Genomic DNA, 24,348 nt, shown 5'->3' on the forward strand with positions numbered 1-24,348 from the left:
CTGATCAACAGCCGGGTCTCATTTTTCCAGTTGGGACGATTACTGCGCCCAGGCTTTCCAGTCGGCCTCGTGGGCGGCGATCCAGGCGGCTGCGACGTCTTCCGGCGTCTTGCCGCCGAGATCAATCTCGCCGCTCATCTTGTTGAGTTCGTCGGTGTCGACCGTGTAGGCCTTCGCCACCTTGTAGGCGACCGGCCATTTGTCCTTCATGCCGGCCCAGGAGTACTTCCAGATCTCGCCATGCGGCTTGCCGCAATCGTATTTGGCGTCGGGGTTGGTGCCCCATTTCGGATCGTTGTAGCACTCGGGCGTATATTCGGAGAATTCGACCCATTCGCCCTTGTATTTGGCCGGCGCCCAATGCGGCGAATAGATCCACAGCATGATCGGCGCCTTGCGCTGATAGGCGGAGTCCAGTTCGGCGAACATCGCCGCGTCGGTGCCGGCATGGATGACGGTGAAGGGCAGCTTCAGCGCCTCGACGCGCTCGTCGTCAAAGCCTTCCCATGTTACCGGGCCGCCGAGATAACGGCCCTTCGGTGCGGTCTCCGCCGTTGAAAAGGCTTCGGCGCATTTCGGGTCCTTCAGCGCTTCCCAATTGGGCAGGCCCGGACACTTCTCCTTCATGTATTCGGGAAACCACCACTCTTCCTTGGCCTTGGGTCCGAGCTTGCCCAGCCGTTCGGTCTGGCCGGTTGCATCGGAAGCCTTCATCGCCTCGCCGGCGGTCGTGTCCCAGAACTCCAGGCCGACATCGAGATCGCCATTGGTGAGACCCGTGGTCAGGCTGGAGAGGTAGTCGGCGGTCGGATATTCGACAGTGTAGCCGAGTTTTTCCAGGATGCCGCCGAGGATCTTGGCGTTCAGATTGACGCTGGTCCAGTCGAACAGCGCGATCTTGATCGGGTCGTTGGATTCCGGTGCGGCGGCTTGGGCCGGCGATGTAAGCGCACTTGCGGCGGCAAGCGCGAAGGCTCCCATTGATAGATTCGAAATCACACTGCGAAATGACATGTTTGGTTCTCCTGTCAAACCATGTGGATGTTTTCAGTCGTTCCCTTCTTGCGTCTTTTCTTGATTGTGTTGGAAAGGCTGGTCGTTACGCAAGCTCGTTCGCACCATGCCCATGCTGCAGCCGCGATCGGCGCAGGCAAAATGGTGCTCAATCTGGTGATGGTGTGATATCGGATGGATCCGCGTCATGGCATCGGGTGGATTGCTGCGCGAGCAATCGTCAACGGATCGATCGCCGCTCCGGCGGCGCTCTGAGACGTGCGAGCCATCAAAATCCCATGATCTCGGCCGGCGAGCTCCATCCTCGTCGACGCCGTTTCATAGGATGAAATTATATATACCAACGTTCATGCGGCGCAACGGCTGACGCCGCTACGCACTGCGGAATTCCAGACTGAGGGCGAAGTCGGTCGCGGCACCCGGCCACGAAACAGCCTTACCAGCAGACGTAGCCGCCATCGACAATCAGGTCGAGGCCGGTAACGAAGCTCGATGCGCGGCTGGCCAGGAACACTGTCGGTCCGACCATTTCCTCCGGCGCCGCCATGCGCCCCATCGGCGTGTCGCGCTTGAAGATCTTGACCTCTTCCGCCACCTCCGGCCGCTTGTTCATCGGCGTCAGCGTGTAACCCGGGCTGACGACGTTGACCCGCAGCCCACGGTCGGCCCACTCCATGGCGAGGCTCTTCGACATGTGGATGACGGCGGCTTTCGAGGAATTGTAGTGCGCTTGCGTCAGGCCGCGGTTGACGATGGTGCCAGACATCGAGGCGATGTTGATGATCGAGCCCTTGCGTCGCGCCAGCATCTTGCGGGCCTCGGCCTGGCAGGACAGGAAGACGCCGGCGACATTCACCTCGTGCACCTTCCGCCATGTCTCCAGCGACAGCGTCTCGGCCGGATCGGAGCCGGCAATGCCGGCATTGTTGACGGCGACGGTCAGCGCACCGAGTTCGCTCTCGACGCGTTCGATCGCCGCCGCGAGATCACCCTCAGACGTCACCGTGCCGGCCAGCACGAGCGCCTTGCGGCCGAGTGCCGTGATCCGGTGCGCGGTTTCGTCCAGTCCACCTTTCGAGGCATGGCCGAAACAGGCGACGTCGGCACCCGCCTCGGCCAGCCCGATCGCGATCGCCTGGCCGATGCCGCTGCCGGCGCCGGTGACCAGCGCGACATCGCCTTTAAGTTTGAAAAGATCCATCGATAGCCCTCCCTGCCTTCGGGAGGGTACGCGCCGCGCTATGTCCCGAGCAAGCTCCCATCCTGGACCTCGACAATGGTCGGTGAAAACCCGTCGAACTCGCCGAACGCCCAGGCATAGAGCGCTTCGAGGCGCAAGCTGATCGGCGTGGCTTTGATGCCGCGGATTTTCATCTCAGCGACCGACCTCGAAGAAAGGTTTTCCGAGCAGGTCGGGAACGACGTCGATGCCAAGGCCCGGTCCGTCCGGAATGCCCATGCGGCTGCCGGTGACCGGGGGCACGTTCGACGCCGTGCGCACGGTCACCCATTCATGGAAGGCGATCGCGTGCAGCCGGCGCTCTTCGGGCGTCGACAGCGACAGATGCGCCATGGCAGCGGTGTCGATCTCGGCGCCGCCGGTGTCCTCGACGGTGATCATGAAACCGAGGTCGACGGCGAGGTCGCGGATCTGGCGTGTCTTGCTGACGCCGCCGAGCCGCGAAATCTTCAAGGTCAGCCCGTCGGCCGCACCCTTGCGATGGATGTCGAGCATGTCATCCAGCGAGGCGACGGACTCGTCGAGCACCATCGGCTTGTCGAGCGAGCGGCGCACCGACATGCATTCGTCGATCGTCGTGCAGGGCTGCTCGAACGTGTAGTCGATGGCGCGCGTCGCATCGGCGAACTGGCGCGCCTGGTAGGGTGTCCAGCCGGCATTGGCGTCGCAGAAGATGACCGTGCCTTTCGGCACCGAAGCGGCGACCGCAGTGACGCGCTCGATGTCGTCATGGACATTGCCGCCGACCTTGACCTGCAGCCGGTGAAAGCCGTCCTTGACGATGCGCTTGGCCAGCGCGGCCATGGCGTCGACGCTGCCATGGGTGACGACCTTGTAGAGTTCGGTGGTCTCGCTCTCCCGGCCGCCGAGCAGTGTCACCAGCGGCACGTCGGCGGCACGTGCGGCGAGATCCCAGCAGGCCATGTCGAGCGCCGATTTGATGTAGGGATGGCCCTTGAACACCGTGTCCATCAGCCGGCCAATGCCGGCCAGTCCGCGCGGCTCTTGGCCGATCAGATGCGGCGCGATCTCCACCACGCCGGCGCGAACGCCGGCGGCGAAGGCGGGCGAGTAGAAATTGCCGAGCGGCGCCATTTCGCCCCAGCCGGTGATGCCGCTGTCTGATGTAATCGACACGATGACCGCGTCGAAGGCGTCGGCAACCCGCCCCTTCGACATGCGGTAGGGCCCGTCCACGAAGGGCTGCACGACATGGTAGGCCTTGATGATTTCGATCTGCACGTGTCTTTTCCGCTGTCTGTGATGTTGGGAACGGGTCAGGCGCCCTTCGATGGGCGGTGTTCGAGGCCGCGCGCGTAGGAAAGCAACTCCTCGAAATCGAGATCGATGTGCTCCCTGGCATGGCGTTGCGCTGCACGCATGTCCTTGCCCTTCAGCAACCGCACATAGGTTTCGTGAGCGTCTTCGGCCGGCACCGGCTCATTGCGGGCATGCTGGTGGAGCGCAAAATACATCTGCAGCCGGCTGGTCAGCCGATGCCAGGTTTCCAGCAGCACCGAATTGTCGGCCCATTCGTAGATCAGGCCATGCAGTTGCAGCGCGGTTTCGATTTGGCGCGTCGTGTCCAACGCACGGGTCGCCTGCTTCACTGCTTCATGGCGCCGGTCGAGCTCGTCGAAGAAGCGCTGGTCGCGCAGCGGCCACGCCCGCTCGATGGCCAGCTCGTCCATCACCTTGTTGAACGAATAGGCGTCGTCGATGTCCTTGGCCGTGACCTCGATGACGAAGGTGCCGGCATAGGGAATGCCGGTCAGGATGCCTTCCTGGACCAGCTCGCGCATCGCCTCGCGCAGCGGCGCGCGGCTGACCCGCATCTGTTCGGAAATCCTAAGCTCGTTGAGCTTCTGGCCGGGTTCGAGCTGCCCGGTCAGGATCGCGCGCCGCAGCAGCGCGACAATCTCGGCGCGGCGCGTCGTGTCCGCAATCGGACTGAAGTCCGCTTTCCCCATTCGGCTGCTCCCAAGGTAACCGAAAGCAAGACAAGCAGATTGTCGACAATCTAACAAGAGGTCATCTTCGGATTCTTGGGGACCGCTGGAATGTTGCCTCTTCAGCCTCAGGCCGCGCGGCCGCTGAAGCCGCCGGCCAAGGCCGACCGCGCCGATGTCGCCGGTCTGGTGGAACTGCTCACGAAAACGGCGCCCACGACCTGTGGGAAGGTCGGGGCGCCGCGCTGAAGCCGGTCCTGACGGGGGTGTTCAGGTGGCCGGCTTTTCCGGCATTGGCGATACAGGCATTCCGGGTCCGATCTTCTGCAGATTGCCCGTGATGACCTGATCGCCCTCGGCGACGCCGCTCAAGATGGCGACCTGACCGCCGCTCGTCGGGCCGAGCGAAACCAGCCGCTGGTCGACCGTGTTGCCCTTGCCGACGACATAGAGATATTTGCCGAGCTGGCTCGAGCCCAGCGCCGTCTGCGGTACCATGAGCGCATCGGGCTGCTGCCTCACATGCAGCCGGACACGAACATATTGGCCGGGCAACAGGGTGAACTTGCCATTGCCGATCGTCGCTCGCGCGGTGATGGTGCCGGTCGAGCGGTCGACCGAATTGTCGATGAAGGTGAGCTCGCCCTTCTGGCTGGCCTCGGTCTGGCCTGGAAGCAGCACCTCGACCTCGATCGGGCCGTTGGCGCGGGCCTGCTCGATCTCGGCCAGATCCGTCTCGCTCGGATTGAAGGTGACGTAGATCGGATCGAGCTGCACCAGCGTGTTGAGCACCGTGCCGGCGACGCTGACCAGCGTTCCGACAGAGGCCTGGTTGCGGCCCAAGCGTCCGCCAAACGGCGCCCGGATTTCGGCATAGCTCAAATTGAGCTCTGCCGTGCGAACCGTCGCCTGGTTGAGCGCGAGCGACGCCTGTGCCTCGCGCAAGGTGCTGGTGCGCTGGTCGAAGCCATCCTTGGCGAGGTAACCGCTCTTGGCGAGCTCGGTGCCACGGCCAAGATTGGAGCGGGCATAGTCGAGCGTCGCCATGTCGCGCTGCACCTGCGCCTTCGCCTGGTCAAGAGCGGCCTGGAAGTCGTCAGGCGATATCTTGTAGAGAAGATCGCCTTGCCGGACGTCGACGCCGTCAGCAGCGGTCTGTTCCTGCAGATAGCCGGGAATCCTGGCCTGCAAGGTGATGCTGCGGATCGGTTCCGTCCGCGCGGCATAGTCGAGGTAGATCGGGATTGTCTTCCTGACGACGCTGACCACCGGCACCGGCATGACGAACGCCGCCGGAGCGGGTGCGGCACCGGCCGTGCCGGCATTGAGGCTAAGGTTGCCCATGTCGAGCAGGTGGACACTGGCCACCGAGATCGCACCCAGCGCGACGGCTGTTCCCAACGCGATTTTCCATTTACGCATGATCAGTCTCCAATCTTATTCGGCCGCTTCCGCCAGGGGCGGGAAGGCGTGGTCAGTCGTTGGCTCATTGTCTTGAGTAGCGGGCTCGTCATTGCCGCGGCGTTCGCGCAGCTGTTCGATGACCGCGTAGAATACCGGCACGAACACCAGCGACAGGATGGTCGCGGCGACCATGCCGCCGAAGACGGTGGTGCCGATCGACTGACGGCTTGCTGCACCGGCGCCGGTCGCAAACATCAGCGGCAGCACGCCGAGGATGAAGGCGAAGGCCGTCATCAGGATCGGCCGCAGCCTGAGCCGTGCGGCTTCCATCGCCGCCTCGACAATGCTCAAGCCTTCCTCACGCCGTCGCCTTGCGAACTCGACGATCAGGATCGCGTTCTTCGCCGCCAGGCCGATCAGCATGACGAAGCCGATTTGCGAGTAGACGTCGATCTGCATGCCGCGCGCCCACAGCACTACGAACGCGCCGAACAGAGCGAGCGGCACCGCCAGCAGCACCATGAACGGCATCGCCCAGCTCTCATACTGCGCCGCTAGGATCAGGAAGACGAAGACGATGGCGAGGCCGAAGACGACGGACGCGATCGATCCTGCCTTGAGCTCCTGGAAGGTGATGCCGGTCCATTCGAAACCGAAATCCCTGGGCAGCGCGGTGGCAGCGGCCCGTTCCATTGCGGCGACCGCCTGGCCCGAGGAGAAGCCGGGTGCGGCGCCGCCATTGATCGAGGCCGAGGCGTTGTTGTTGTAGTGCGGCACGGTTTCCGGGCCGACGAAGGGCACGAGTTTGCCCAGCGTGTTGAGCGGCACCATGCCGCCGGAGGCATTGCGCACATAGAGCCGCGAAATGTCGGCGGCACCCGCACGTGCATCCTTGTCAGCCTGGATGGTCACACGGAAGGTGCGGCCGAACAGGTTGAAATCGTTCACGTAGAGTGAGCCGAGATAGATCTGCAGCGTGCTGAACACATCGGGCAGGTTGAGGCCGAGCAGCTTGGCCTTGCTGCGGTCGAGGTCGTAGTTGAACTGCGGCGTCGAGGTCGAGAACGGCGAGAACAGCTGCTGCGGATTGATCTCCGGCTGCTTGCGCGCCTCGGCGATCACGGCTTGCGTCGCATCGTTGAGGGCTGAACTGCCGCGACCGGTGAGATCCTCGACGACGAACTCGAAGCCGCCCGTGGTGCCGATACCGGGGATCGAGGGCGGATCGAAGCTCAGCGCGAAGGCTTCCGGAATCTGCATCAGCTTGCCGCGCACGTCGGCGACGAGTTTCGAGGCGCTCTGGTCGGGACCGCGTTCCTCCCATGGCTTGAGGATGGCGAATTCGACCGCCGAATTCGACTGGGCGGCACTGGTCAGGAAGTTCAGTCCGCTGATCGAGCCGACGATGTCGACGCCGGGCGTTGCCTGCAGGATGTCGCGCGCCTTCTGCGCCACCGCGTCGGTGCGTTCCAGCGAAGCGCCGTCGGGCAACTGGATGACGACGAAGAAATAGCCCTGGTCCTCGACCGGAAGGAATGTCGAGGGCAGTCGCTGCCAGACGAAGTAAGTGGCGACCAGTCCGGCCGCGAACAGGCCGAGCATGATCCAGCGCAAGCGGATGAGAATGCGCACGCCATTGGCATAGGCATGCGACAGCCTGTCGAAGCCGGTGTTGAACCAGCGGAACAGCACGAACTGCGTCGGCTCGCGATGCCGCAGGAAGGCGGCACTGAGCGCGGGGCTGAGCGTCAGCGAGTTGAAGGCGGAGATGCCGACGGAAATCGCCACCGTCAGCGCGAACTGGTTGTAGAGTTTGCCGGAGACGCCCGGAATGAAGGCGACCGGCACGAACACCGCCATCAGCACGGCTGTGGTGGCGATGATCGGACCGGTGACCTCGGCCATCGCGGCCTTCGTCGCCGCCAGCGGTCTGAGCCCGGCCTCCAGCTGTCGTTCGACATTCTCGACCACGACGATGGCATCGTCGACGACGAGGCCGATCGCCAGCACCATGCCGAGCAGGGAGAGCATGTTGAGCGAGAAGCCGAGCATCTCCATGACGACCAGCGTCGCCACCAGCGACACCGGAATGGCGATAGTCGGGATGATCGTCGTGCGCCAGCTCTGAAGGAAAAGGAACACCACGGCGACGACCAGCACCAGCGCTTCGCCGAGCGTGATCAGCACGTCATGCATCGACGCCGAGACGAAGCGGGTCGTGTCATAGTGCATCGCATAGGAGACGCCCTTCGGGAAACGGCCCGAAAGCTCCTGCATCTTGTCCTTGACACGCTGCTGCAGATCGAGCGCGTTGGAGCCGGGCATCTGGTAGACGGCGAGCACCACCGTCGGGTCCTTGCCAAAGAAGGCCGACGACGAATATTGCAGCGCGCCGAGCTCAATGCGGGCGACGTCGCGCAGCCTGACCAGCGAGCCGGTGTCCGTGTTGGCGCGCACGACGATGTCGCCGAATTCCTTGGGATCGCTCAGGCGGCCGACGGCGTTGACCTGCATTTCGAAAGCGGTGCCGGCGGGGGCCGGCGACTGGCCGATCTTGCCGGCCGCCACCTGGACGTTCTGCTCGGAGATGGCGTTTTGAACGTCGACCGCGGTAATGCCGAGATTGGCGAGCTTGTCCGGATCGAGCCAGACGCGCATCGAATATCGCCGTTCGCCGAAGATCTGCACGTCGCCGACGCCGGGCAACCGCTTCAGCGGATCGACCACCTGCAGATAGGCAAGGTTGCTCAGCGCCACCGGATCGACCGAACTGTCGGGCGAGGTCAGGTTGACGATGAGGACGAAGTTCGGATTCTGCTTCTTGATGGTAACGCCGCCCTGGTTGACGATCGCCGGCAGCGATGAGGCAGCCTGCGAGACGCGGTTCTGGACGTCGACGGCGGCGGTGCTGAGCGAATAACCGACATCGAAGGTGATGGTGATGGTCGAGGAGCCGTCATTGGAGCTCGTCGACGACATGTAGGTCATGCCTTGCACGCCGTTGATCTGCTGCTCGAGCGGCGTCGTCACGGTGTCCGCGACCACCTGCGCGCTGGCGCCCGGATAGTGGGCGCTGACCACGACCTGTGGCGGCGTGATGTCGGGAAACTGCGAAACGGGCAGCAGGAAATAACAAATCGTCCCGGCGAGCACCATGATGATGGCGATCGCCGAGGCGAAGATCGGACGGTGGATGAAAAAGTTTACCACGACACGCACGCCTCCCCGGCTGCTCTTGCCCGCCCGAAGGCGCTGGCAACCCTGGACAGCCTTTGGCCGCGCCCATCACTGCGTTCCTCCAGGGAACGCAGCAACGGCACCTCGCGGCGCTGTGCATCGGCGAGCGAGCGCAGCATCGTCTCGAAGGCGCGCGGGTCGACGCCATCGGCTTTCATGACCAGCCGGATCATCGGATCCCGGACGGCTTCATCTATGGTAAGATCGCGGCGCTGTGGCATTGGCCGGCTCCTTGTCTATCGATTCGCAGCCCATGCTCGCGAACCGTTTTCATCTCTTCACCGGCCGAGGCCGCATGATCTGCAATTTTTCGCCTGTCTCGATCTGGCCTGTTTTGATCTGGTAGGACCAGATCACGGCCTTGTGATTGACGAAAGGCGACATAGGTGTTACCAGTAAGTAACATTCGTGACGTTACAGACCGGTAACACCCTAGTCAAGAGGCGTACCGAGGGATTTTTGGGAAACCAAGGAGGTTTTGATGGAAGACGGCACTGTGGAGCGCGCCCGCCCCCGGGACAGGATCCTGGAGACGGCGCAGGACATGTTTCACAAGCATGGCATCAAGGGCGTCGGCATCGACGCGATCACTGAGGCCGCCGGAACCAACAAGATGACGCTCTATCGTCATTTCGATTCAAAGGACGACCTCATCATCCAATGCCTGCGCGCCACCGCCTGCAAGGCTGGTGCAATGTGGGAAAAGTTCGAAACCGAGCACCCTGGCGACAAGCTGGCGCAACTGCATGCCTGGGTCCGGGTTGCCGCCGATATGCTCAGGGCGGACGGCCGCGGCTGCGATATGGCCAATGCCGCCGTCGAACTGAGCGAGACCGATCATCCGGCCAGGCGCGTGATCAAGGAACTCAAGGAAGCACAGCGCGATCGCCTCGTGACGCTGTGCAGGGATGCCGGCATCGGCCAGGCCGAGTTGCTCGCCGACACTCTGTCGCTTCTGCTTGAAGGCGCCCGTGTCAGTGTTCAGAGCGTCGGCACGGAAGGCCCGAGCGCGCAGTTCGTCCGCATGGCGGAAGGGCTGATCGTCTCTTTCAGAGGCACCGCTGCCGGCTGAAGTCTTACTGCGGCAGCTGACTGGCCTTATTCGATCTTGCGACCGAGAGTGAACGATGTCTCGCGTCTTTTGACGTGAGCAATGTTGCAAACCGTCGCTGGAACGAAAAAAGCCCGCTGCCGGGAGGAGGTGGCAGCGGGCTCGATTTCGAATGTGGCGCGGGAGGAGGTGCGCCCCATTCAGCGTCGGCATCGCATCTGGGAGGAGTAGATGGCCGACAACCAGAAACTACGATTTGCCCAATGATTCGGCAATAATGAATCGTGCATAGCTGCTGTGCAGATTTGCCGTGACGCCCGCGAAAGTTGCGGGTTGTGGCAGGAAAAGCTCAGTCTGCAATCAGACGCGCCTTCACTGCACTGGAACGTTTTCCCTGAAGATCAACCGCGGCTCGATAAACTTCCGCGTCAGATACGGCGCCGAGGATGCAATCGAGCCGAGCAGGCGAATGACCGACTGTTCCGCGATCAGCCTGGCATTCTGGTCGATGACGACATCGAGCAGATCGTCGACGAGATGGCCGCGCGTGTCCTTGGTGAGGTCGTGGCAGATGAACACCGGCTTGCGGTTCGGCCTGGCTTCCCGGATCGCCCTTGCAACGCCCGAGTGTCCGGCTCCCACGCAATAGATGCCCAACAGTTCCGGCTCGTTGTGCAGTGCCTTCATGGTTTCGATGTAGCTGACGTCGGGTTCGTCGTTGATCTCGACGGCGCTGCTCACAGTCAGGTTGGGAAACTCTTCATTGAGCACCGAGCGGAAACCCATTTCGCGTTCCTCGTGGCCGCGATAGGAGCGGGAACCTACGACCATCGCCAGATGGCCGGTGCGGCCGCCAAGGAAGCGTCCCATCAACAGCGCCGCCGTTCGTCCCGCCACCCGGTTGTCGATGCCGACATAGGCCGATCGCGGTGCCGCCGGAACATCTGACACCAGCGTCACCAGGCGCATCCCAGCGTCGACAATGTCGCGCAGGATGTTGCGCGTACGCGGATGATCGACGGCGATGACACCGACGCCATTGGCCCGCAGTGAGAGATTTTCGACGGCACTCTGCAGCGCGTTCGGCGAGATGCCAGCGAGATTGTGGATCCGGCACGAGGCGACGAGCGGCAGGCGCGCGGCGTAGTCCTCGATATGCCCGGCAAGATCGCGCATGAAGGCATTACTGCCGATAGGCAGCAGGAATTCGAGGTGCGCGGGCCGCGAAGGCAGCGTCACCTGATCGGCGACCGGCAGATAGCCCAGCTGCTTGGCCGCCTCCATGACGCGCTGCCGGTTGGCGGCGCTCGCACCCGGCCGGTTGTTGAGCACCCTGTCGACCGTTGCGGTCGACAGCCCGCAATTGCGCGCGATATCCGAGACGGTGGCTTTCATGCCGCAACCCCCGGCCCGCGATTGCGGGCGTTATCCGAAACGGTGGCTTTCATGCCGCAACCCACGGCCCGCAATTGCGGGCGATATCCGAGACGGTGGATTTTCATGCCGCAACCCACGGCCCGCAATTGCGGGCGATATCCGAGACGGTGGATTTTCATGCCGCAACCTATGCGCCGATGCGATGCCGCGCCAGACGAGCGATGCGATCTGAGGTGATGGATGATTGCCGCCCATCACCCGATAGTCAGTGCGATGGCTTGCCATCGGCGATGGCATCGCGGATTTCCTTGTCCGACATGCCGGTGATGATCCGTTCGACTTCCGCCACGCTGGTTTTCTTCGGGTCGATGTCGTCGGCGACCACCTTGCCCCGGCGCATGACGACGATGCGGTCGACCACCTGGAAGACATGGTGGATGTTGTGCGCGATGAAGATGCAGGAATGACCGGAATCGCGGGCGTTGCGCACGAAGCTCAGCACGCCCTGTGTTTCGGCGACGCCGAGATTGTTGGTCGGCTCGTCGAGGATGATCAGGTCGCTGTCGAAATGCATGGCGCGCGCGATCGCCACCGCCTGGCGCTCGCCGCCCGACAGCGAGCCGATCGGCGTCGTCGGCGGGATGTTCTTGGAGATGCCGACCTGCTTGAGCAGGTCGCGGGCAACCGTGTTCATGGCGTCCTGGTCCATCCGGTTGAGGAAGCGCGGCGGCTTGATCGGTTCGCGTCCGAGGAACAGATTGCGCGCGATCGACAATTGCGTGACCAGCGCCGAGTCCTGGTAGATCGTCTCGATACCCTGGGCGATGGCGTCTCTGGTGCTGCGTAGGCTTACCTTCTGGCCGCGGATGAAGATATCGCCGCTGGTCAATGGAACGGCGCCCGAAAGCACCTTGATCAGTGTCGACTTGCCGGCGCCATTGTCGCCGAGCAGGCCGACGATCTCCCGTTCATTGACATGGAAATTGGCATCCTCCAGCGCCTGCACGCGGCCATAGGACTTGCGGATGTTCGTCATGCGGATCAGTGGCTCGGCCATGGTTCAAGTCCCCGCCTGATGCCGGCGTTCCAGCCATGAATGGAGCGCCATCATGCCAAGGATGATCGCGCCGATGAAGATGTTGTAGGCAAGACCTGGCACGCCGATCAGCACGATGCCGTTGCGCATCACGCGCAGGATCAGGATGCCGAGCACGGTGCCGATGATGGTGCCGCGCCCGCCGGTCAGCGCCGTGCCGCCGATCACCACCATGGCGATGACTTCGAGCTCATAGCCGGTGCCGCTGTTGGGATTGGCGGCGGAAGTGCGCAGCGAAGAGATGACGCCGGCGAGCGACGCCATGACCGACGACAGCACGAACAGGCCGATCTTGACGCCGCTGACATTGACGCCGCGGGCGCGCGCCGCACTGGGATTGCCGCCGGCCGCCTGGATCCAGTTGCCGGTCCGGCTCTGCGTCAGCACATAGCCGAGCGCGATGGCCGCGGCGATGAACCAGAACAGCGACATGTAGATGCGGAACGGCCCGATGAAGAAGTCGCCGACCAGCGCTTCCGCCAGCCAGCTGCCTTCCGCGCTCCAGGTGCGCTGCGGAAAACCATCGGTGACGAACAGGGCGGTGCCGCGCACCACCAAAAGCATGCCGAGCGTCACCAGGAAGGACGGGATCTTGAGTTGCGTCACGAACCAGCCGTTCACCAGCCCGATGAAGCCGGCAACCAGAAGTGCGGCGACAAAGCCGACCTCCAGCGATGTGAGGCCACTGTTGAACAGCGTCCACATCAGCACCGGCGAGAAACCGAACAGCGAACCGACCGAGAGGTCGAATTCCCCCGACGTCATCAACAGCGTCATCGCCAGCGCGATCAGGCCGAGCTCGACGGTGAAGGCGAGCGTGTTGGAGATGTTCTGCGGCGACAGGAAGTCGTGATTGAAGCCCCAGAAAACGGCGATCTCGACGACGAGCAGCACGAAGGGGCCGAATTCTGGCCGCGCGACCAGGTGTTGGATGAGCGAACGATTTTCCACGAGCAACCCGCGACATGAGTGGAAAGGCTGAGCCTGGCACATCCGTGCGCGAAGGGCTCGGCGAAAATGAGAAGCCAGTCGCGACCGCCCGGGCGATCGCGACTGTTTGGGTTTGGGATGTTACTTGCCGGACAGGATGTCGTCGTAGACCTGCGCGGTGTCCTTTTCGTAGAGCGCGCCGGTGATGACGTTGAAGCCCGGAGGAATGCCGCTGGCGGCCATATTGGCCAGCGAAAGTGCCACATAGCTGGTCGCCTGCGGGTCCTGCCACTGGCCGGCATTGACATAGCCGTTCAGCACTTCCTGGGTGGTGTCGAGCGAGTTGCCCCAGCCGACGACCGGGATTTCGCCCGCCTTGATACCGACCTGGTCGAACACCCGCTTGATCGAGCCGGTGACAAGGTCGCCGAGGCCGATGATCGCCTTGACCTTGGCCTTGTTGGCGGTCAGGTAGTCGACCATGCGGTTGATCACTTCAGCCTGGTCGAGCGTGGCTTCGGTGATCTCGTAGGTGATGCCGAGCGGCTCGAAGACGCTCTTGATGCCTTCTTCTTCCTGGACGCCATAGGTGGCGCCGGGGATTTCAACCGGCATCCAGACGAAGTCGCCTTTCTTCACCAGCCCCTTGTCGACCAGATACTGCGCCCAGTGCTTGCCAAAGGTGACATTGTCGCCGCCGACATAGGCGTTGAAGTCCGCTTTAGGGTCGGGCGTGTTGAAATTGATGATCGGCACTTTCGCCGCACGCGCTTCCTTGACGATTTCTACCAGGCTGCCCGGATCGGGGCTCGTGGTGACGATACCATCGGCCTTGGCGGAGAGGGCGGCGCGAACCGCTTCCTGCTGCGAGGCGACATCGCCATTGTGGAACGAGGTGTTGACGGTGTTGCCGGTGTCCTTGGCCCATTGCTTGGCGCCGGCCAGGAAGTAGGTCCAGACCGGATCGGCCGGGCCACCATGCGAAATCCAGTAGAATGTCTTGGCCTGTGCCGCTGCCGGAACAATCGTCAGCGCCACCAACAGGCCGTATAGGACGAGTCTTAGCCGTGTCAGCATTTGATTTCCTCCCGTTTGTAGATGGTCAGTTCTCAGTCCGTCCCTTGTTCCGGCGACCGCCGGATTACGTCTTTTGCCAGCGCCGGTCGGACGCGTCAGAGCATTCCCTTTTTCGACGGATGGCAAGCCTCCATCTGCAGATGTAGTTGGCGCCTGACGGGGCGCCATCAACGGTCCCATCAGATTGCATCAGTTGAGGCGATTTTCCGACTGTCGGATAATTGGCGGCGAGGCAGCCAAACGAATTGCCTCGCCTCGGGCCGCGATAGCGCGATCAGCCCCGACATGGATGACGCCGGCGGCCACCCAACGCCTATCAGGACCAGCGTCGGCAGCCGCAGCCTGGCTGGGTGTCGAGATGCTAGATGAGATCGGCCTTCGCCAATTCGCGCATCAGATGGCTGGCGCCGTAGATCCAGTGCGGACAATCGGGCGACAGCCGCACCCTGTTGACCAGCGCGCCGAATTTTTCCGACGAGATGGTGACGATGTCGCCGACCCTGTGGGTAAAACCCTTGCCTTTCTCGCCGCGATCCTTCGACGGCACGAACATGGTGCCGAGATAGAGCGCCAGCCCGTCCGGATACTGGTGGTGCGGACCCATGGCGGCGGCAACCAGCTCTTCCGGCGAGCGGCTGATCTCGGCCATCGAGCTTGCGCCCTCCAGCGAGAACCCGTCCTCGCCCTCGACCTTCAGGTGCACGACGGCCCGCTTGACGTCGTCGATCGAGAACGTGTCGTCGAACAGGCGGATGAAGGGACCGAGCGCGGCCGAGGCATTGTTGTCCTTCGCCTTGCCGAGCAGCAGGGCCGAACGCCCTTCGACGTCGCGCAGGTTGACATCGTTGCCGATGGTGGCGCCGACGATCCTGCCGCTGCTGGCGGCGATCATGGCGATCTCGGGCTCCGGATTGTTCCAGGTCGATACGGGGTGCAGGCCGACATCGGCGCCGAAGCCGACCGAGGCCATCGGCTGGCATTTGGTGAAGATCTCGGCATCTGGGCCGATGCCCACTTCCAGATATTGCGACCAGGCGCCGCGCGCGATGAGCTTGGCTTTGATCTCCAGGGCTTCGGGCGAACCGGGCTTCAGCTTCGACAGATCGTGGCCGATCAGTCCGGCAATGTCAGCGCGGATGGCGTCGGCCTTTTCAGCCGAACCGCGCGCCTGTTCCTCGATCACCCGTTCCAGCAGGCTGACGACGAAGGTAACGCCCGAGGCTTTTACCGACTGCAGATCGACCGGAGACAGCAGATAGGGTTTTGTCGGATCGCGTGTCGCCTCGAAACTGTTGGCGGCGATGTCATCGAGCGACCCGATCGGTCTGCCCTTGGCCGAGCGGACGTGCCCTGCCGGGTCGCCCATTTCGCAAAGGTCGCGCATGGTTGGCGCCGCGCGCGACGTGATGTCGAAGACCGTGCCGTCGCGCACCGTGACCACCAGCGGATGCGAGGCGCTGCTGGCGCGGCCGACAAAAAGGCCCTCGGTGGGCAGATGCGTCTGGTTCGTCATTGGTATTCGGTCCTCTGAAATGATCGAAAAAAGCGGCTGGCTGGATCGGCGCGGCACTTTCACCGGATTCCCGTCAAAGGTCTATCCCGTCGTTGGCGATCGAGATTCCAGCTTCTGATCTCGTCTGTCGGCGTCGGTCCACAGACGAAAACTGAAGTGGTCTTTCAAAATTGTGAAATCCTCACTACGATTTTCACCAGCCCGCAACACATCCAGGTGACCCCTTTGCCCGCACCATTCTCCGATCCGATTTGGCGCAAGCCGCAGGCAACTTCCAGGTTTCAGTCGCTTTTTCCCAGCGGCGAACGTGCCGACGTCGTCATTGTCGGTGGCGGCATCATGGGCCTGTCGACCGCCTTGCATGCTGCCCGGCTTGGCCTGTCCGTTCAGGTGCTGGAGGCCGGCGAAATCGGTCAGGGCGCGTCGGGGCTCAATGGCGGGCAGGTCATTCCCGGCCTGAAATACGATCCGGAATGGCTGCTGGAGCATTTTGGCCCGGAGCGCGGCGAGGCGCTCGTCAACTTCGCCGCTTCAACCGCCGATGCAGTGTTCGAACTGATCCGCGACGAGAAGCTGACGGTCCCTTTCGTTCGCCATGGCTGGATCCAGGCGGCGCACACCGAGGTCGCGCTGAAGGCGGCGGCAAACCGTGACCGGCAATGGCGGGCGCGCGGCGCCGATGTCCAACTTCTGAGCGCGGCTGAGATCGCAGCCAAGACCGGCGCGCAGGGCTATCTCGGCGGCTGGCTAGATCGCCGCGCGGGTGTCATCGATCCGCTAGCCTACACATCGGAACTGGCACGAATTGCCGCGGCCACGGGTGCGAAAATCGCCGAACACCAGAAGGTGGTCCGGTTGGGGAAAAGCGCCGGCGTTTGGCGGATCTCAACGGAGAACGGGCTGCAATTGCAGGCAAAAGCGGTCGTGCTGGCGACCAATGCCTATACGGATGGTCTGATCCCCGGCCTCGCCGAGACTATCGTGCCGTTGCATTCGTTCCAGATCGCAACAGCGCCATTGCCGCCCGACGTTTCGGCCACGATCCTGCCTGAGGGGCAGGCGGTGTCGGACTCCAGGCGCATCCTCGTCTATTACCGCAAGAGCGCCGACGGCCGGCTGGTGCTCGGCGGGCGCGGGCGCATGGCGCTGCCGACGAGCACAAGTGACTGGGCACATCTCGAGCGGGCGCTGCGGCGGCTCTATCCCATGCTGTCCGAAATCGCGATCGAGAAGCGCTGGTTTGGCCGGGTGGCGATGACGCCGGACCACCTGCCGCACATCCACGTGCCGGAGCAGGGCCTGCTGGCCGTGGTCGGCTGCCAGGGCCGCGGTGTCGGCCTGATGACAGCGCTTGGCGAACGTGTCGCTGGCTATCTCCAAAGTGGAGATGCGAGGCAATTGCCGTTTCCGCTTTCACCGATCCGGCCGATCCCATTCCACGCCTTCCGCCAGGTCGGCGTCGCCGCGACCATCGCCTGGTATCGCCTGCTCGACGCGCTGGAGCGCTGACCACGGCAATTCATGCCAACGGTCCCGATTAAGGATTCCGCTTGACAGTTTCATGAATATGAAAAAATCTAGGCCAATTTCAAAATTCGATAGGCAGGTCGATGTCGACCCTCGTTGCAGCATCAGCGCCAGAGGCCCGGTCGTCATCGGGCTTCCGGGTCGCCATGCTGCTGCCGGGCGCGCTTGTCACCTTCCTGCTGATCCTGTTTGCCCTCGGCCTGGTGCTTTTCCTCGCCTTTCGCGGCAATGACGGTTCGCTGCTCGGCGCCGGTTTCACCGCGGCGAATTTTGCGACTGTCGTGTCCGATCCACTGTACTGGACGGTGACGCTGCGCTCATTGGTCATTGCGGCGCTTGTCACGCTGGCCACCGTCGTCACCGCCTATCCCGTCGCCTACTACCTTGCCTTCCACGCCGGCCGGCGGCGCGGCCTGCTGCTGTTCCTGGTGACGCTGCCGTTCTGGACCAGCTATCTCCTGCGCGTCTTCGCCTGGAAGATCGTGCTCGCCTATAATGGCGTTTTGAACTCGGCGCTGATCGAAGGCGGCATCTGGTCCGAGCCGACATTGGCCTTTCTCAACACGCCGGCCGCCGTCGTCGTCACGCTTGCCCATGCCTATGCGCCGTTCGCCATCCTGCCGATTTATGTGGCGCTGGACACGATCCCGAAATCGCTGATCGAGGCCGCTTCCGATCTCGGCGCGCGGCCCTTCACCTCTTTCCGCCGTGTCGTGCTGCCCAATTCGATGCCGGGAGTGCTGGCGGCAGCCCTTGTCGTCTTCGTGCCGACGGTTGGCGATTATGTTACGCCGGCTCTCGTCGGCGGTCCGGCCAGCACCATGATCGGCACCCTTATCCAGGCGCAATTTGGCAAGGCCAATGACTGGCCGTTTGGCGCCGCGCTCTCCGTCGCCGTGATGCTGGTCATCCTTGCCGTGGTGTTGGTCGCGCGCTTCACCGACCGCAGATTTGGCAGCCGGACATGAGCACCACACGCACGCAGCGGGGCGGTCGCTGGCTTGGCGCCTACGTCATCGCCTATCTGGTCTTTCTCTATCTGCCGGTGCTGCTGATCCCGCTGTTTTCCTTCAACAACTCGATCCAGGCAGCGTTTCCGCTGCAAGGCTTTACCTTGCTATGGTACGCCACCTTGTTCGGCAATTCGGCGCTGACCGGTGCGCTCCTGAACAGCCTCGCCATCGGTGCCCTTGCCGCCACGGGGTCGACGCTGTGCGGCATCACCGTGTCCTATATGGACCTCTATGGCCGCTCGCCGCTGGCCGCCGCCATCAGCGCCATTGCCCGGCTGCCGATCCTGATCCCCGGCGTCATCGTCGGCATATCGCTGCTGATCCTCATCAACCTCATCGGCCTCGGGCCATCGCGCATCGCCATCGTTCTCGGGCACATATTGGTGGCGCTGCCAACAACGGTGGTGATCATGCGCAGCCGCTTCGCCGCCATCCCCAAAACCATTCGCGAGGCGGCTCTCGATCTCGGTGCCTCCGACTGGACGACCTTCCGGCGGGTCATGCTGCCGCTCAGCCTGCCGGCCATCGTCTCGGCCTTCATGCTGGCCTTCCTGATCTCCTTCGACGAATTCATCGTCGTCTTCTTCCTGGCCGGCACAGAGCCGACGCTGCCGCTCTACATCTGGAGCCAGCTGCGGTTTCCCAAATCGCTGCCGACGGTCATGGCGCTGGGCACGTCGATCCTGGCGGTGTCCTTCGTTATCGCTGCAGCAGCCGAGATCCTGCGCCATCGCGGCTTGGCCGCGGCGGCGCCCGCCGATCCACCACAACCAAAACAAACCAAGAGAGGAGAACTGCAATGGCATTCGACCTGAAATCTGGCGACCTGAAATCTGGCGACCTGAAGTCTGGCGACCTGAAATCTGGCGACCTGAAATCTGGCCACCCGATATCTGGCCACCCGATATCCGGCCACCCGATATCCGGAAAGACGGTCCGGGCCGGCCTGGCCGCCTTGGCATTGGCGCTGTCGTCGACCGTCGCTTTCGCCGGCGACAAGCTGCAATATTTCACCTGGTCGGGCTACGAACTGCCCGATTTCAACAAGAGCTTCCTTGCGGCGCACCCCGACGGCGTCGAGGCCTCGATCTTCGGTGACGACGATGACGCCTTCACCAAGGTCAAGGCCGGCTTCCGCCCCGACATCGCGCATCCCTGCTACGACAAGGTGGCGCGCTGGAACAAGGAAGGCCTGCTGCAGCCGATCGATACCAAGCGCATCAAGAACTGGGATTCGATCTTCCCGGTGTTCAAGAACCTGCCCGACCTGCAGGCCGGTGACGGCAAGGTCTGGATGGTGCCGTGGGATTGGGGCAACACCTCGATCCTCTACCGCACCGATCTGGTGAAGAACCCGGAAGCAAGCTGGAATCTCCTGTGGGACAAGCAGTATGCCGGCCGCATGGCGACCATCGACGCGGTGCATGACACGCCGATCGTTGCCGCACTCCTTGCCGGCGTCAATCCGTTCGACATGACGCCTGCCGAGATGGACAAGGTGGCCGAGAAGCTGCGCGAGCAGCGCCCGCTGCTCTCCAACTACACCACCGACATGACCTCGGTCGAACAGGCGCTGGCCAGCGGCCAATTGGTCGCCGCCATGACCTGGAACGCGTCGGCCACCTCGCTCAAGAAGCAGGGCGTGCCGGTCGAGTTCATGAAGCCCAGGGAAGGCATGCTGACCTGGGCCTGCGGTTTCGTCATGCTCAAGGACGCCAAGAATGTCGATCTTGCCTATGACTTCATCAACAGCCGGCTGGACGCCGATTCCGGCAAATACCTGATCGAGGCCTATGGCTATGGCAGCTCGCTGAGCTCCGCCTTTGCCACCGTGCCGAAGGAGGAACTGGAGAAATTGCAGCTGCCGTCCGATCCCGAGGTGATGCTGAAAACCACCATCTTCACCGGACCGATGAAACAGAATGACGACCTCGCCAAGATGTTCGAAAAGGTCAAGGCAGGCGGGTAAGGGCGTTCTTCCTTCTCCCCTTATGGGAGAAGGTGTCGCCGTAGGCGACGGATGAGGGGTGTTCCAGGGAACACCAGCGTCTCATTCCGCTGGAACACCCCTCAACCGTCTCGGCGCTTCGCGCCGATCCACCTTCTCCCACAAGGGGAGAAGGGAAAAGCAAACGAGGACGGATGAATGGACATGCTGGACGAAGCGGCTGAGAAGCCGAAGGACGATGCCGATGTGCGGGTCGGCCGGCGCGTGCGGGCGCTGCGGCTCGAGCGCAAGCTGTCGCTGGCCGATCTTGCCGCCAGGGCAGGGGTGTCGATCGGTGCGTTGAGCCAGATCGAGCGTGGCATGTCCTCGCTGCGCGTCAAGGTGATCTGGCCGCTCGCTGCCGCCCTCGACATCGAGCCGTCGGCGCTGATCGCCGACGGCAACGATGCCGCCAACGATCTCTATTGCGTGCGTGCCGACAAGCGGCGGCAGATCCCGGTCAAATCGGAAGGCATTGCCAAGGCGCTGCTGTCGCCGCCTGGCGCGACGCTGACCGGCATGCTGGTGACGGTGGAAGCCGGCGGCGGCACGGCCGAGGCCTATGCCCATGCCGGCCATGAGTTCGGCTTCGTGCTGTCGGGCGAGGTCGAACTGATGGTGGATGCGACAAGATACGTGCTGAAGGCGGGCGACAGTTTTGCCTTCAAGAGCACGCTTTTGCACGCCTTCCGCAATCCGGGCGCCGAGCGTTGCCAGATCCTCTGGGTCAACACCACGAAGCCGTCCGAGGTTCGCGATGGCGCCTGATCCCCTCGTCCGGCTGCAGGCGGTCTCGAAAATCTTTCCCGGCGGCATCGTCGGGCTCGACGTCGTCGATCTCGACATTGTCAGCGGCGAGTTCATCACGCTGCTCGGCCCGTCCGGCTGCGGCAAGACCACCAGCCTGCGCGTCATCGCCGGCTTCGAAAGCCCGTCGAGCGGCAAGGTGCTGCTCGACGGCCGCGACATCACGGCGCTGCGGCCCTACGACCGGCCGGTCAACACCGTGTTCCAGGATTACGCGCTGTTTCCGCACATGAACGTTGAAGAAAATGTCGGCTTCGGCCTGTCGCTGCGCAAGCTTTCAGGCAGCCAACAGGCAAAACGCGTCGGCGAAGCGCTCGACATGGTCGGCCTCGCCGACAAGATCGGCGCCCGCGTCTCCGAACTGTCGGGCGGCCAGCGCCAGCGTGTCGCGCTCGCCCGGGCCATTGTCTGTGAACCGCGCGTGCTGTTGCTCGACGAGCCGCTGTCGGCGCTCGACGCGCATCTGCGTGAGCAGATGCAGGTCGAACTAAAGCGGTTGCAGTCGCGGCTCGGCACCACCTTCGTCATGGTCACGCACGACCAGACCGAAGCGCTGTCGATCTCGGACCGCATCGTCGTCATGAACAAGGGCCGAATCGAGCAGATCGCACCGCCGGCCACACTCTACGACCGGCCAGCCACCACATTCGTCGCCAGCTTCATCGGCACGATGAACCTGCTGCAGTCGCGTTTCATTGGTCGCGACGGCGATCGCCTGCATTTCGTCGCCGGCGCTCTGCCGCTGGAGGCCACGTCCGAAGCCGGCGACGCTCCCGCTGAAGGGGCCATGCGCACCGTCGGCGTGCGACCAGAGGATCTGCTGGCCGCCACCGAGGCCGCGGCCGGTACGGCGCCGGCACGCGTCAACAGCATCGTCTTTCACGGTCGCACGCTGCGCCTGCATGCCGAACTCGGGCAGGGCGCACCTGTTGTCGTCGACGCGCCGCGCCAGGCCGAGGGTTTTCAATTCAGCGTCGGCGACGTCGCGCATATCAGCCTGCGCCGTGGCGCCAACTGCCCCATGCTGCCGGGCTAGTTTCATCGACGATAACAACCGGAACACACGTTTGCGCCGTTCGGCGGCTACAAGCACTCAGGCCGCGGCCGCGAAAATGACGACCGGGCGATCCACGATTTTCTCGAGGTCAAGGACATCATCGGCTATGGGGTTTAGTGGGTCTAGGACCAGGTTCGCGTCGGCGGTCGGCCTGGGCCTATCTGGGATCCTCCTGCCGGTTGTGAACACATGGAATTAAGTATGGATTGACTGGCAAGGAATACATTCCTAGATCTGGCCGATGCCGGAACCCAGCAGCCGACCGCGCCGAAATGTGCAAACTCTGTGCCTGGCGCACGACGTCGGGCAACTCGTTCGTGTCCGATGCCGGAACTGCAACATCACTCGGCACTACTTGCCCGGCGATCTCGCAAAGCTGGTCGGTGACATCCCCTTTTGGGATGTGGAACGGCATATGCGGTGCGAACGCTGCAAACTACGCGAGCTTGACGCCGATATCATCCTTCCGAGTGCTGTCGAACGATTGAAAATTCGTGTCAGACGCCTTGTCGAAATCCGCGTGGTTCGCCGAGCGATTTGGCGAGACGAGGATTGAGGAAGGGGCTGACACGGCGATCCTGCAGCTTAGAAAAGAGATCCCTGGGCCGGAGCCTGCTGCGGGAATTTGATCTGTGTGGCTGGTTTCTCGACGATCACCAACGCGTCGTCGAGCGCTGTCCGCTGCAAATGCCGCGCGTCTGACCACGGCGCTGTCAGCCAAGCCTCGGTCTCTTCCGACGTCGTCAGGATCACGGGCATGGCCCTCTCGTGGATTGGCGCGATGAGTGCATTAGGCTTGGTTGTCATGAAGGCGTACAACTCGAAGTCAGCAGGACCATCCTTGACTTTCCGCACGCCATGCCAACGAGTCCAAAAACCAGCGAAGAAAAATAAAGGTCGGCTTTCATCACGGGCAAACCAATAATTGCGCTGGATTCCTGTTTCCGGGTCTTTGTCGTTCGGTGTAGGGCTGGGTTCCGCAAAGCTGGTCACCGGCACGACGCATCTATGCTCGATGCCAACAAACTGTTGCCAGTGAGAATATTGCGGATTGCGAACGTTTGTGGTGCCGTAGTCCGCCTTGCCCTTCATGCGTTCAGGCGGCGTTGGCAAACCCCAAAACAGTTTCGCCAGCTCACGCTCCCCGTCCGCCGTGTTGCGAACGACCGGGCCGGGCTGGTTGGGATAGATGTCCACGGAAGGCTCAAGGTTGCCGCTGATATCGCGCAGTGTGCGCGTCCATTGGCGGACCGCCTCTTGCGTCGTGGTGATGTTGTAGAGGTTGCACATTCACCTAGGATCGCGGAAATGGCTCGTGTCCGCAACCGAATGTGCGGGAGCCGGTCCGCGCGATATCATCCTGACATGGCTTGTCAGCTACCGAGCGGATGACGATGGCAGGCCAGCAAGCTGTTCCCTATTTGCAATTCGTCTAAACGGAGGAACACAAATGACCATTGCAGAAATTGCCAAGGACTTCACCGAGCTGCTAAAGCAGGGGAACAACGAAGCTGCGGCCGAGAAATACAATGCCGATGACATTGTCAGCCTCGAAGCCATGGAGGGGCCGATGGCCGTCTCTCGTGGCAAGGAGGCTCTCAAACAGAAGGGCCAATGGTGGCAGGAGAACAACGAAGTGCATGGCGGCTCGGTCGAGGGGCCCTATGTCAACGGCGACCAATTCGCGGTGCGCTTCAAGTTCGACATAACGCCCAAGGCTACCGGCGAGCGTGTCACCATGGATGAGGTTGGCCTGTACACGGTCAAGAATGGCAAGATTACCGAAGAGCGCTTCTACTACTGAGGCCGGAACGGCGTTGGGGAGCCTGCTCTCTTCGTAGCTGGGTAGAGATAAGCGTGGCGGCCAAGACGATGTCTTGGCCGCCATGTGAGAGGTTCAGATCGTCTTCACATACGCCAAACCAGCCGCTCGTTCGGCACGATTTCGAGAAAGCAGCAATGGCGGTCATTGACCTCATTGCCGTCCCGCGACTGCATGCGCGTCCGGAACAGCCCGCCGGGCACGGATGCGGCCGCTGGCAAAGTGCGGTGGGCGCCCTTAGTCTGCG

Annotated in this window: 24 protein-coding genes and 1 pseudogene; 10 read left to right on the top strand and 15 right to left on the bottom strand. The window is 62.8% G+C overall.

Annotated elements, in window-relative coordinates:
* Nucleotides 1-39: 39 nt before the first annotated feature.
* From NKH03_RS09490 to NKH03_RS09510, 5 genes are all read right to left on the bottom strand, one after another.
* Entirely contained in the window at nt 40-1,014 is a 975-nt protein-coding gene (locus NKH03_RS09490; RefSeq protein ID WP_352968186.1) for an ABC transporter substrate-binding protein, read from the bottom strand.
* Nucleotides 1,015-1,450: 436 nt separating this feature from the next.
* Nucleotides 1,451-2,215, bottom strand: a complete 765-nt coding sequence (locus NKH03_RS09495; RefSeq protein WP_352968187.1) for an SDR family oxidoreductase — start codon at nt 2,213-2,215, stop codon at nt 1,451-1,453.
* 38 nt (nt 2,216-2,253) lie between these two features.
* Nucleotides 2,254-2,388, bottom strand: coding sequence for a hypothetical protein (locus NKH03_RS09500; RefSeq protein WP_352968188.1), 135 nt, complete (start codon nt 2,386-2,388; stop codon nt 2,254-2,256).
* 1 nt (nt 2,389) lies between these two features.
* Nucleotides 2,390-3,496, bottom strand: a complete 1,107-nt coding sequence (locus NKH03_RS09505; RefSeq protein WP_352968189.1) for a mandelate racemase/muconate lactonizing enzyme family protein — start codon at nt 3,494-3,496, stop codon at nt 2,390-2,392.
* A gap of 35 nt (nt 3,497-3,531) precedes the next feature.
* Complete coding sequence (locus NKH03_RS09510; RefSeq protein ID WP_352968190.1) at nt 3,532-4,224, bottom strand: GntR family transcriptional regulator; 693 nt, start codon at nt 4,222-4,224, stop codon at nt 3,532-3,534.
* Nucleotides 4,225-4,314: 90 nt separating this feature from the next.
* Between NKH03_RS09510 and NKH03_RS09515 the strand changes: the two genes are divergently transcribed.
* The gene (locus NKH03_RS09515; RefSeq protein WP_352968192.1) at nt 4,315-4,452 is read left to right on the top strand and encodes a hypothetical protein; all 138 of its coding nucleotides are present in this window, start codon (nt 4,315-4,317) and stop codon (nt 4,450-4,452) included.
* A 21-nt stretch (nt 4,453-4,473) separates the two neighbouring features.
* Here NKH03_RS09515 and NKH03_RS09520 read toward each other — a convergent pair whose 3' ends face one another.
* Genes NKH03_RS09520 through NKH03_RS09530 form a run of 3 tightly spaced genes read right to left on the bottom strand, consistent with a single transcriptional unit; the run spans nt 4,474 to nt 9,065 of the window.
* Nucleotides 4,474-5,625 (bottom strand): efflux RND transporter periplasmic adaptor subunit, encoded by a 1,152-nt coding sequence (locus NKH03_RS09520; RefSeq protein WP_352968193.1) that lies wholly within the window; start codon nt 5,623-5,625, stop codon nt 4,474-4,476.
* 15 nt (nt 5,626-5,640) lie between these two features.
* Nucleotides 5,641-8,817: an efflux RND transporter permease subunit gene (locus NKH03_RS09525; RefSeq protein WP_352968194.1), complete on the bottom strand. Its 3,177-nt coding sequence runs from the start codon at nt 8,815-8,817 to the stop codon at nt 5,641-5,643.
* The gene (locus NKH03_RS09530) at nt 8,811-9,065 is read right to left on the bottom strand and encodes a hypothetical protein (protein ID WP_352968195.1); all 255 of its coding nucleotides are present in this window, start codon (nt 9,063-9,065) and stop codon (nt 8,811-8,813) included. The genes NKH03_RS09525 and NKH03_RS09530 overlap by 7 nt, the downstream gene beginning before the upstream one ends.
* 260 nt (nt 9,066-9,325) lie before the next feature.
* On the opposite strand from NKH03_RS09530, the gene NKH03_RS09535 reads away from it, so the two are divergent.
* Entirely contained in the window at nt 9,326-9,916 is a 591-nt protein-coding gene (locus tag NKH03_RS09535; protein WP_352626440.1) for a TetR/AcrR family transcriptional regulator, read from the top strand.
* Between the two features lie 351 nt (nt 9,917-10,267).
* On the opposite strand, the gene NKH03_RS09540 is transcribed toward NKH03_RS09535, so the two are convergent.
* The 5 genes from NKH03_RS09540 to NKH03_RS09560 form a co-directional block, all read right to left on the bottom strand.
* The gene (locus NKH03_RS09540; protein ID WP_352867090.1) at nt 10,268-11,290 is read right to left on the bottom strand and encodes a LacI family DNA-binding transcriptional regulator; all 1,023 of its coding nucleotides are present in this window, start codon (nt 11,288-11,290) and stop codon (nt 10,268-10,270) included.
* Between the two features lie 247 nt (nt 11,291-11,537).
* Nucleotides 11,538-12,329 (bottom strand): ATP-binding cassette domain-containing protein, encoded by a 792-nt coding sequence (locus tag NKH03_RS09545; RefSeq protein ID WP_352875477.1) that lies wholly within the window; start codon nt 12,327-12,329, stop codon nt 11,538-11,540.
* A 3-nt stretch (nt 12,330-12,332) separates the two neighbouring features.
* Nucleotides 12,333-13,319, bottom strand: a complete 987-nt coding sequence (locus NKH03_RS09550; protein ID WP_352870401.1) for an ABC transporter permease — start codon at nt 13,317-13,319, stop codon at nt 12,333-12,335.
* A 120-nt stretch (nt 13,320-13,439) separates the two neighbouring features.
* Nucleotides 13,440-14,375: a substrate-binding domain-containing protein gene (locus tag NKH03_RS09555; protein ID WP_352870400.1), complete on the bottom strand. Its 936-nt coding sequence runs from the start codon at nt 14,373-14,375 to the stop codon at nt 13,440-13,442.
* 361 nt (nt 14,376-14,736) lie between these two features.
* On the bottom strand, nt 14,737-15,888 hold the full coding sequence (locus tag NKH03_RS09560; protein ID WP_352968196.1) for a fumarylacetoacetate hydrolase family protein: 1,152 nt from the start codon (nt 15,886-15,888) through the stop codon (nt 14,737-14,739).
* Between the two features lie 225 nt (nt 15,889-16,113).
* Between NKH03_RS09560 and NKH03_RS09565 the strand changes: the two genes are divergently transcribed.
* From NKH03_RS09565 to NKH03_RS09595, 7 genes and pseudogenes are all read left to right on the top strand, one after another.
* Nucleotides 16,114-17,397 carry an NAD(P)/FAD-dependent oxidoreductase gene (locus NKH03_RS09565; protein ID WP_352968197.1) on the top strand — a complete coding sequence of 428 codons (1,284 nt, stop codon included), beginning with the start codon at nt 16,114-16,116 and terminating at the stop codon, nt 17,395-17,397.
* A 101-nt stretch (nt 17,398-17,498) separates the two neighbouring features.
* Complete coding sequence (locus NKH03_RS09570; protein ID WP_352968198.1) at nt 17,499-18,383, top strand: ABC transporter permease; 885 nt, start codon at nt 17,499-17,501, stop codon at nt 18,381-18,383.
* Nucleotides 18,380-19,243 (top strand): ABC transporter permease, encoded by an 864-nt coding sequence (locus NKH03_RS09575; protein ID WP_352968199.1) that lies wholly within the window; start codon nt 18,380-18,382, stop codon nt 19,241-19,243. Before NKH03_RS09570 ends, NKH03_RS09575 begins: the two co-directional genes overlap by 4 nt.
* Nucleotides 19,228-20,397: an ABC transporter substrate-binding protein gene (locus tag NKH03_RS09580; protein ID WP_502913496.1), complete on the top strand. Its 1,170-nt coding sequence runs from the start codon at nt 19,228-19,230 to the stop codon at nt 20,395-20,397. The genes NKH03_RS09575 and NKH03_RS09580 overlap by 16 nt, the downstream gene beginning before the upstream one ends.
* A gap of 177 nt (nt 20,398-20,574) precedes the next feature.
* The gene (locus NKH03_RS09585; RefSeq protein WP_352968200.1) at nt 20,575-21,183 is read left to right on the top strand and encodes a cupin domain-containing protein; all 609 of its coding nucleotides are present in this window, start codon (nt 20,575-20,577) and stop codon (nt 21,181-21,183) included.
* The gene (locus tag NKH03_RS09590) at nt 21,173-22,258 is read left to right on the top strand and encodes an ABC transporter ATP-binding protein (protein WP_352968201.1); all 1,086 of its coding nucleotides are present in this window, start codon (nt 21,173-21,175) and stop codon (nt 22,256-22,258) included. The genes NKH03_RS09585 and NKH03_RS09590 overlap by 11 nt, the downstream gene beginning before the upstream one ends.
* 39 nt (nt 22,259-22,297) lie before the next feature.
* A pseudogene (locus NKH03_RS09595) lies at nt 22,298-22,396 on the top strand (hypothetical protein); the annotation flags it as partial.
* Nucleotides 22,397-22,864: 468 nt separating this feature from the next.
* On the opposite strand, the gene NKH03_RS09600 reads toward NKH03_RS09595, so the two are convergent.
* Entirely contained in the window at nt 22,865-23,569 is a 705-nt protein-coding gene (locus NKH03_RS09600; protein ID WP_352870393.1) for an SOS response-associated peptidase, read from the bottom strand.
* Nucleotides 23,570-23,729: 160 nt separating this feature from the next.
* On the opposite strand from NKH03_RS09600, the gene NKH03_RS09605 reads away from it, so the two are divergent.
* The gene (locus NKH03_RS09605; RefSeq protein ID WP_352870392.1) at nt 23,730-24,083 is read left to right on the top strand and encodes a SnoaL-like domain-containing protein; all 354 of its coding nucleotides are present in this window, start codon (nt 23,730-23,732) and stop codon (nt 24,081-24,083) included.
* Between the two features lie 104 nt (nt 24,084-24,187).
* Here NKH03_RS09605 and NKH03_RS09610 read toward each other — a convergent pair whose 3' ends face one another.
* Nucleotides 24,188-24,304 (bottom strand): SRPBCC domain-containing protein, encoded by a 117-nt coding sequence (locus NKH03_RS09610; RefSeq protein WP_352870411.1) that lies wholly within the window; start codon nt 24,302-24,304, stop codon nt 24,188-24,190.
* Between the last annotated feature and the right edge of the window lie 44 nt (nt 24,305-24,348).

Origin of the sequence: Mesorhizobium sp. M1406, assembly GCF_040317555.1 — a bacterium.
GTDB lineage: Bacteria > Pseudomonadota > Alphaproteobacteria > Rhizobiales > Rhizobiaceae > Mesorhizobium.

Bases quoted from the DNA above. Each gene is read 5' to 3' on its own strand.
- NKH03_RS09490 (WP_352968186.1), bottom strand. From the start codon at position 1,014: ATGTCATTTCGCAGTGTGATTTCGAATCTATCAATGGGAGCCTTCGCG.
- NKH03_RS09495 (WP_352968187.1), bottom strand. From the start codon at position 2,215: ATGGATCTTTTCAAACTTAAAGGCGATGTCGCGCTGGTCACCGGCGCC.
- NKH03_RS09500 (WP_352968188.1), bottom strand. From the start codon at position 2,388: ATGAAAATCCGCGGCATCAAAGCCACGCCGATCAGCTTGCGCCTCGAA.
- NKH03_RS09510 (WP_352968190.1), bottom strand. From the start codon at position 4,224: ATGGGGAAAGCGGACTTCAGTCCGATTGCGGACACGACGCGCCGCGCC.
- NKH03_RS09515 (WP_352968192.1), top strand. From the start codon at position 4,315: ATGTTGCCTCTTCAGCCTCAGGCCGCGCGGCCGCTGAAGCCGCCGGCC.
- NKH03_RS09520 (WP_352968193.1), bottom strand. From the start codon at position 5,625: ATGCGTAAATGGAAAATCGCGTTGGGAACAGCCGTCGCGCTGGGTGCG.
- NKH03_RS09530 (WP_352968195.1), bottom strand. From the start codon at position 9,065: ATGCCACAGCGCCGCGATCTTACCATAGATGAAGCCGTCCGGGATCCG.
- NKH03_RS09535 (WP_352626440.1), top strand. From the start codon at position 9,326: ATGGAAGACGGCACTGTGGAGCGCGCCCGCCCCCGGGACAGGATCCTG.
- NKH03_RS09540 (WP_352867090.1), bottom strand. From the start codon at position 11,290: ATGAAAGCCACCGTCTCGGATATCGCGCGCAATTGCGGGCTGTCGACC.
- NKH03_RS09545 (WP_352875477.1), bottom strand. From the start codon at position 12,329: ATGGCCGAGCCACTGATCCGCATGACGAACATCCGCAAGTCCTATGGC.
- NKH03_RS09555 (WP_352870400.1), bottom strand. From the start codon at position 14,375: ATGCTGACACGGCTAAGACTCGTCCTATACGGCCTGTTGGTGGCGCTG.
- NKH03_RS09560 (WP_352968196.1), bottom strand. From the start codon at position 15,888: ATGACGAACCAGACGCATCTGCCCACCGAGGGCCTTTTTGTCGGCCGC.
- NKH03_RS09570 (WP_352968198.1), top strand. From the start codon at position 17,499: ATGTCGACCCTCGTTGCAGCATCAGCGCCAGAGGCCCGGTCGTCATCG.
- NKH03_RS09575 (WP_352968199.1), top strand. From the start codon at position 18,380: ATGAGCACCACACGCACGCAGCGGGGCGGTCGCTGGCTTGGCGCCTAC.
- NKH03_RS09580 (WP_502913496.1), top strand. From the start codon at position 19,228: ATGGCATTCGACCTGAAATCTGGCGACCTGAAATCTGGCGACCTGAAG.
- NKH03_RS09585 (WP_352968200.1), top strand. From the start codon at position 20,575: ATGGACATGCTGGACGAAGCGGCTGAGAAGCCGAAGGACGATGCCGAT.
- NKH03_RS09590 (WP_352968201.1), top strand. From the start codon at position 21,173: ATGGCGCCTGATCCCCTCGTCCGGCTGCAGGCGGTCTCGAAAATCTTT.
- NKH03_RS09600 (WP_352870393.1), bottom strand. From the start codon at position 23,569: ATGTGCAACCTCTACAACATCACCACGACGCAAGAGGCGGTCCGCCAA.
- NKH03_RS09605 (WP_352870392.1), top strand. From the start codon at position 23,730: ATGACCATTGCAGAAATTGCCAAGGACTTCACCGAGCTGCTAAAGCAG.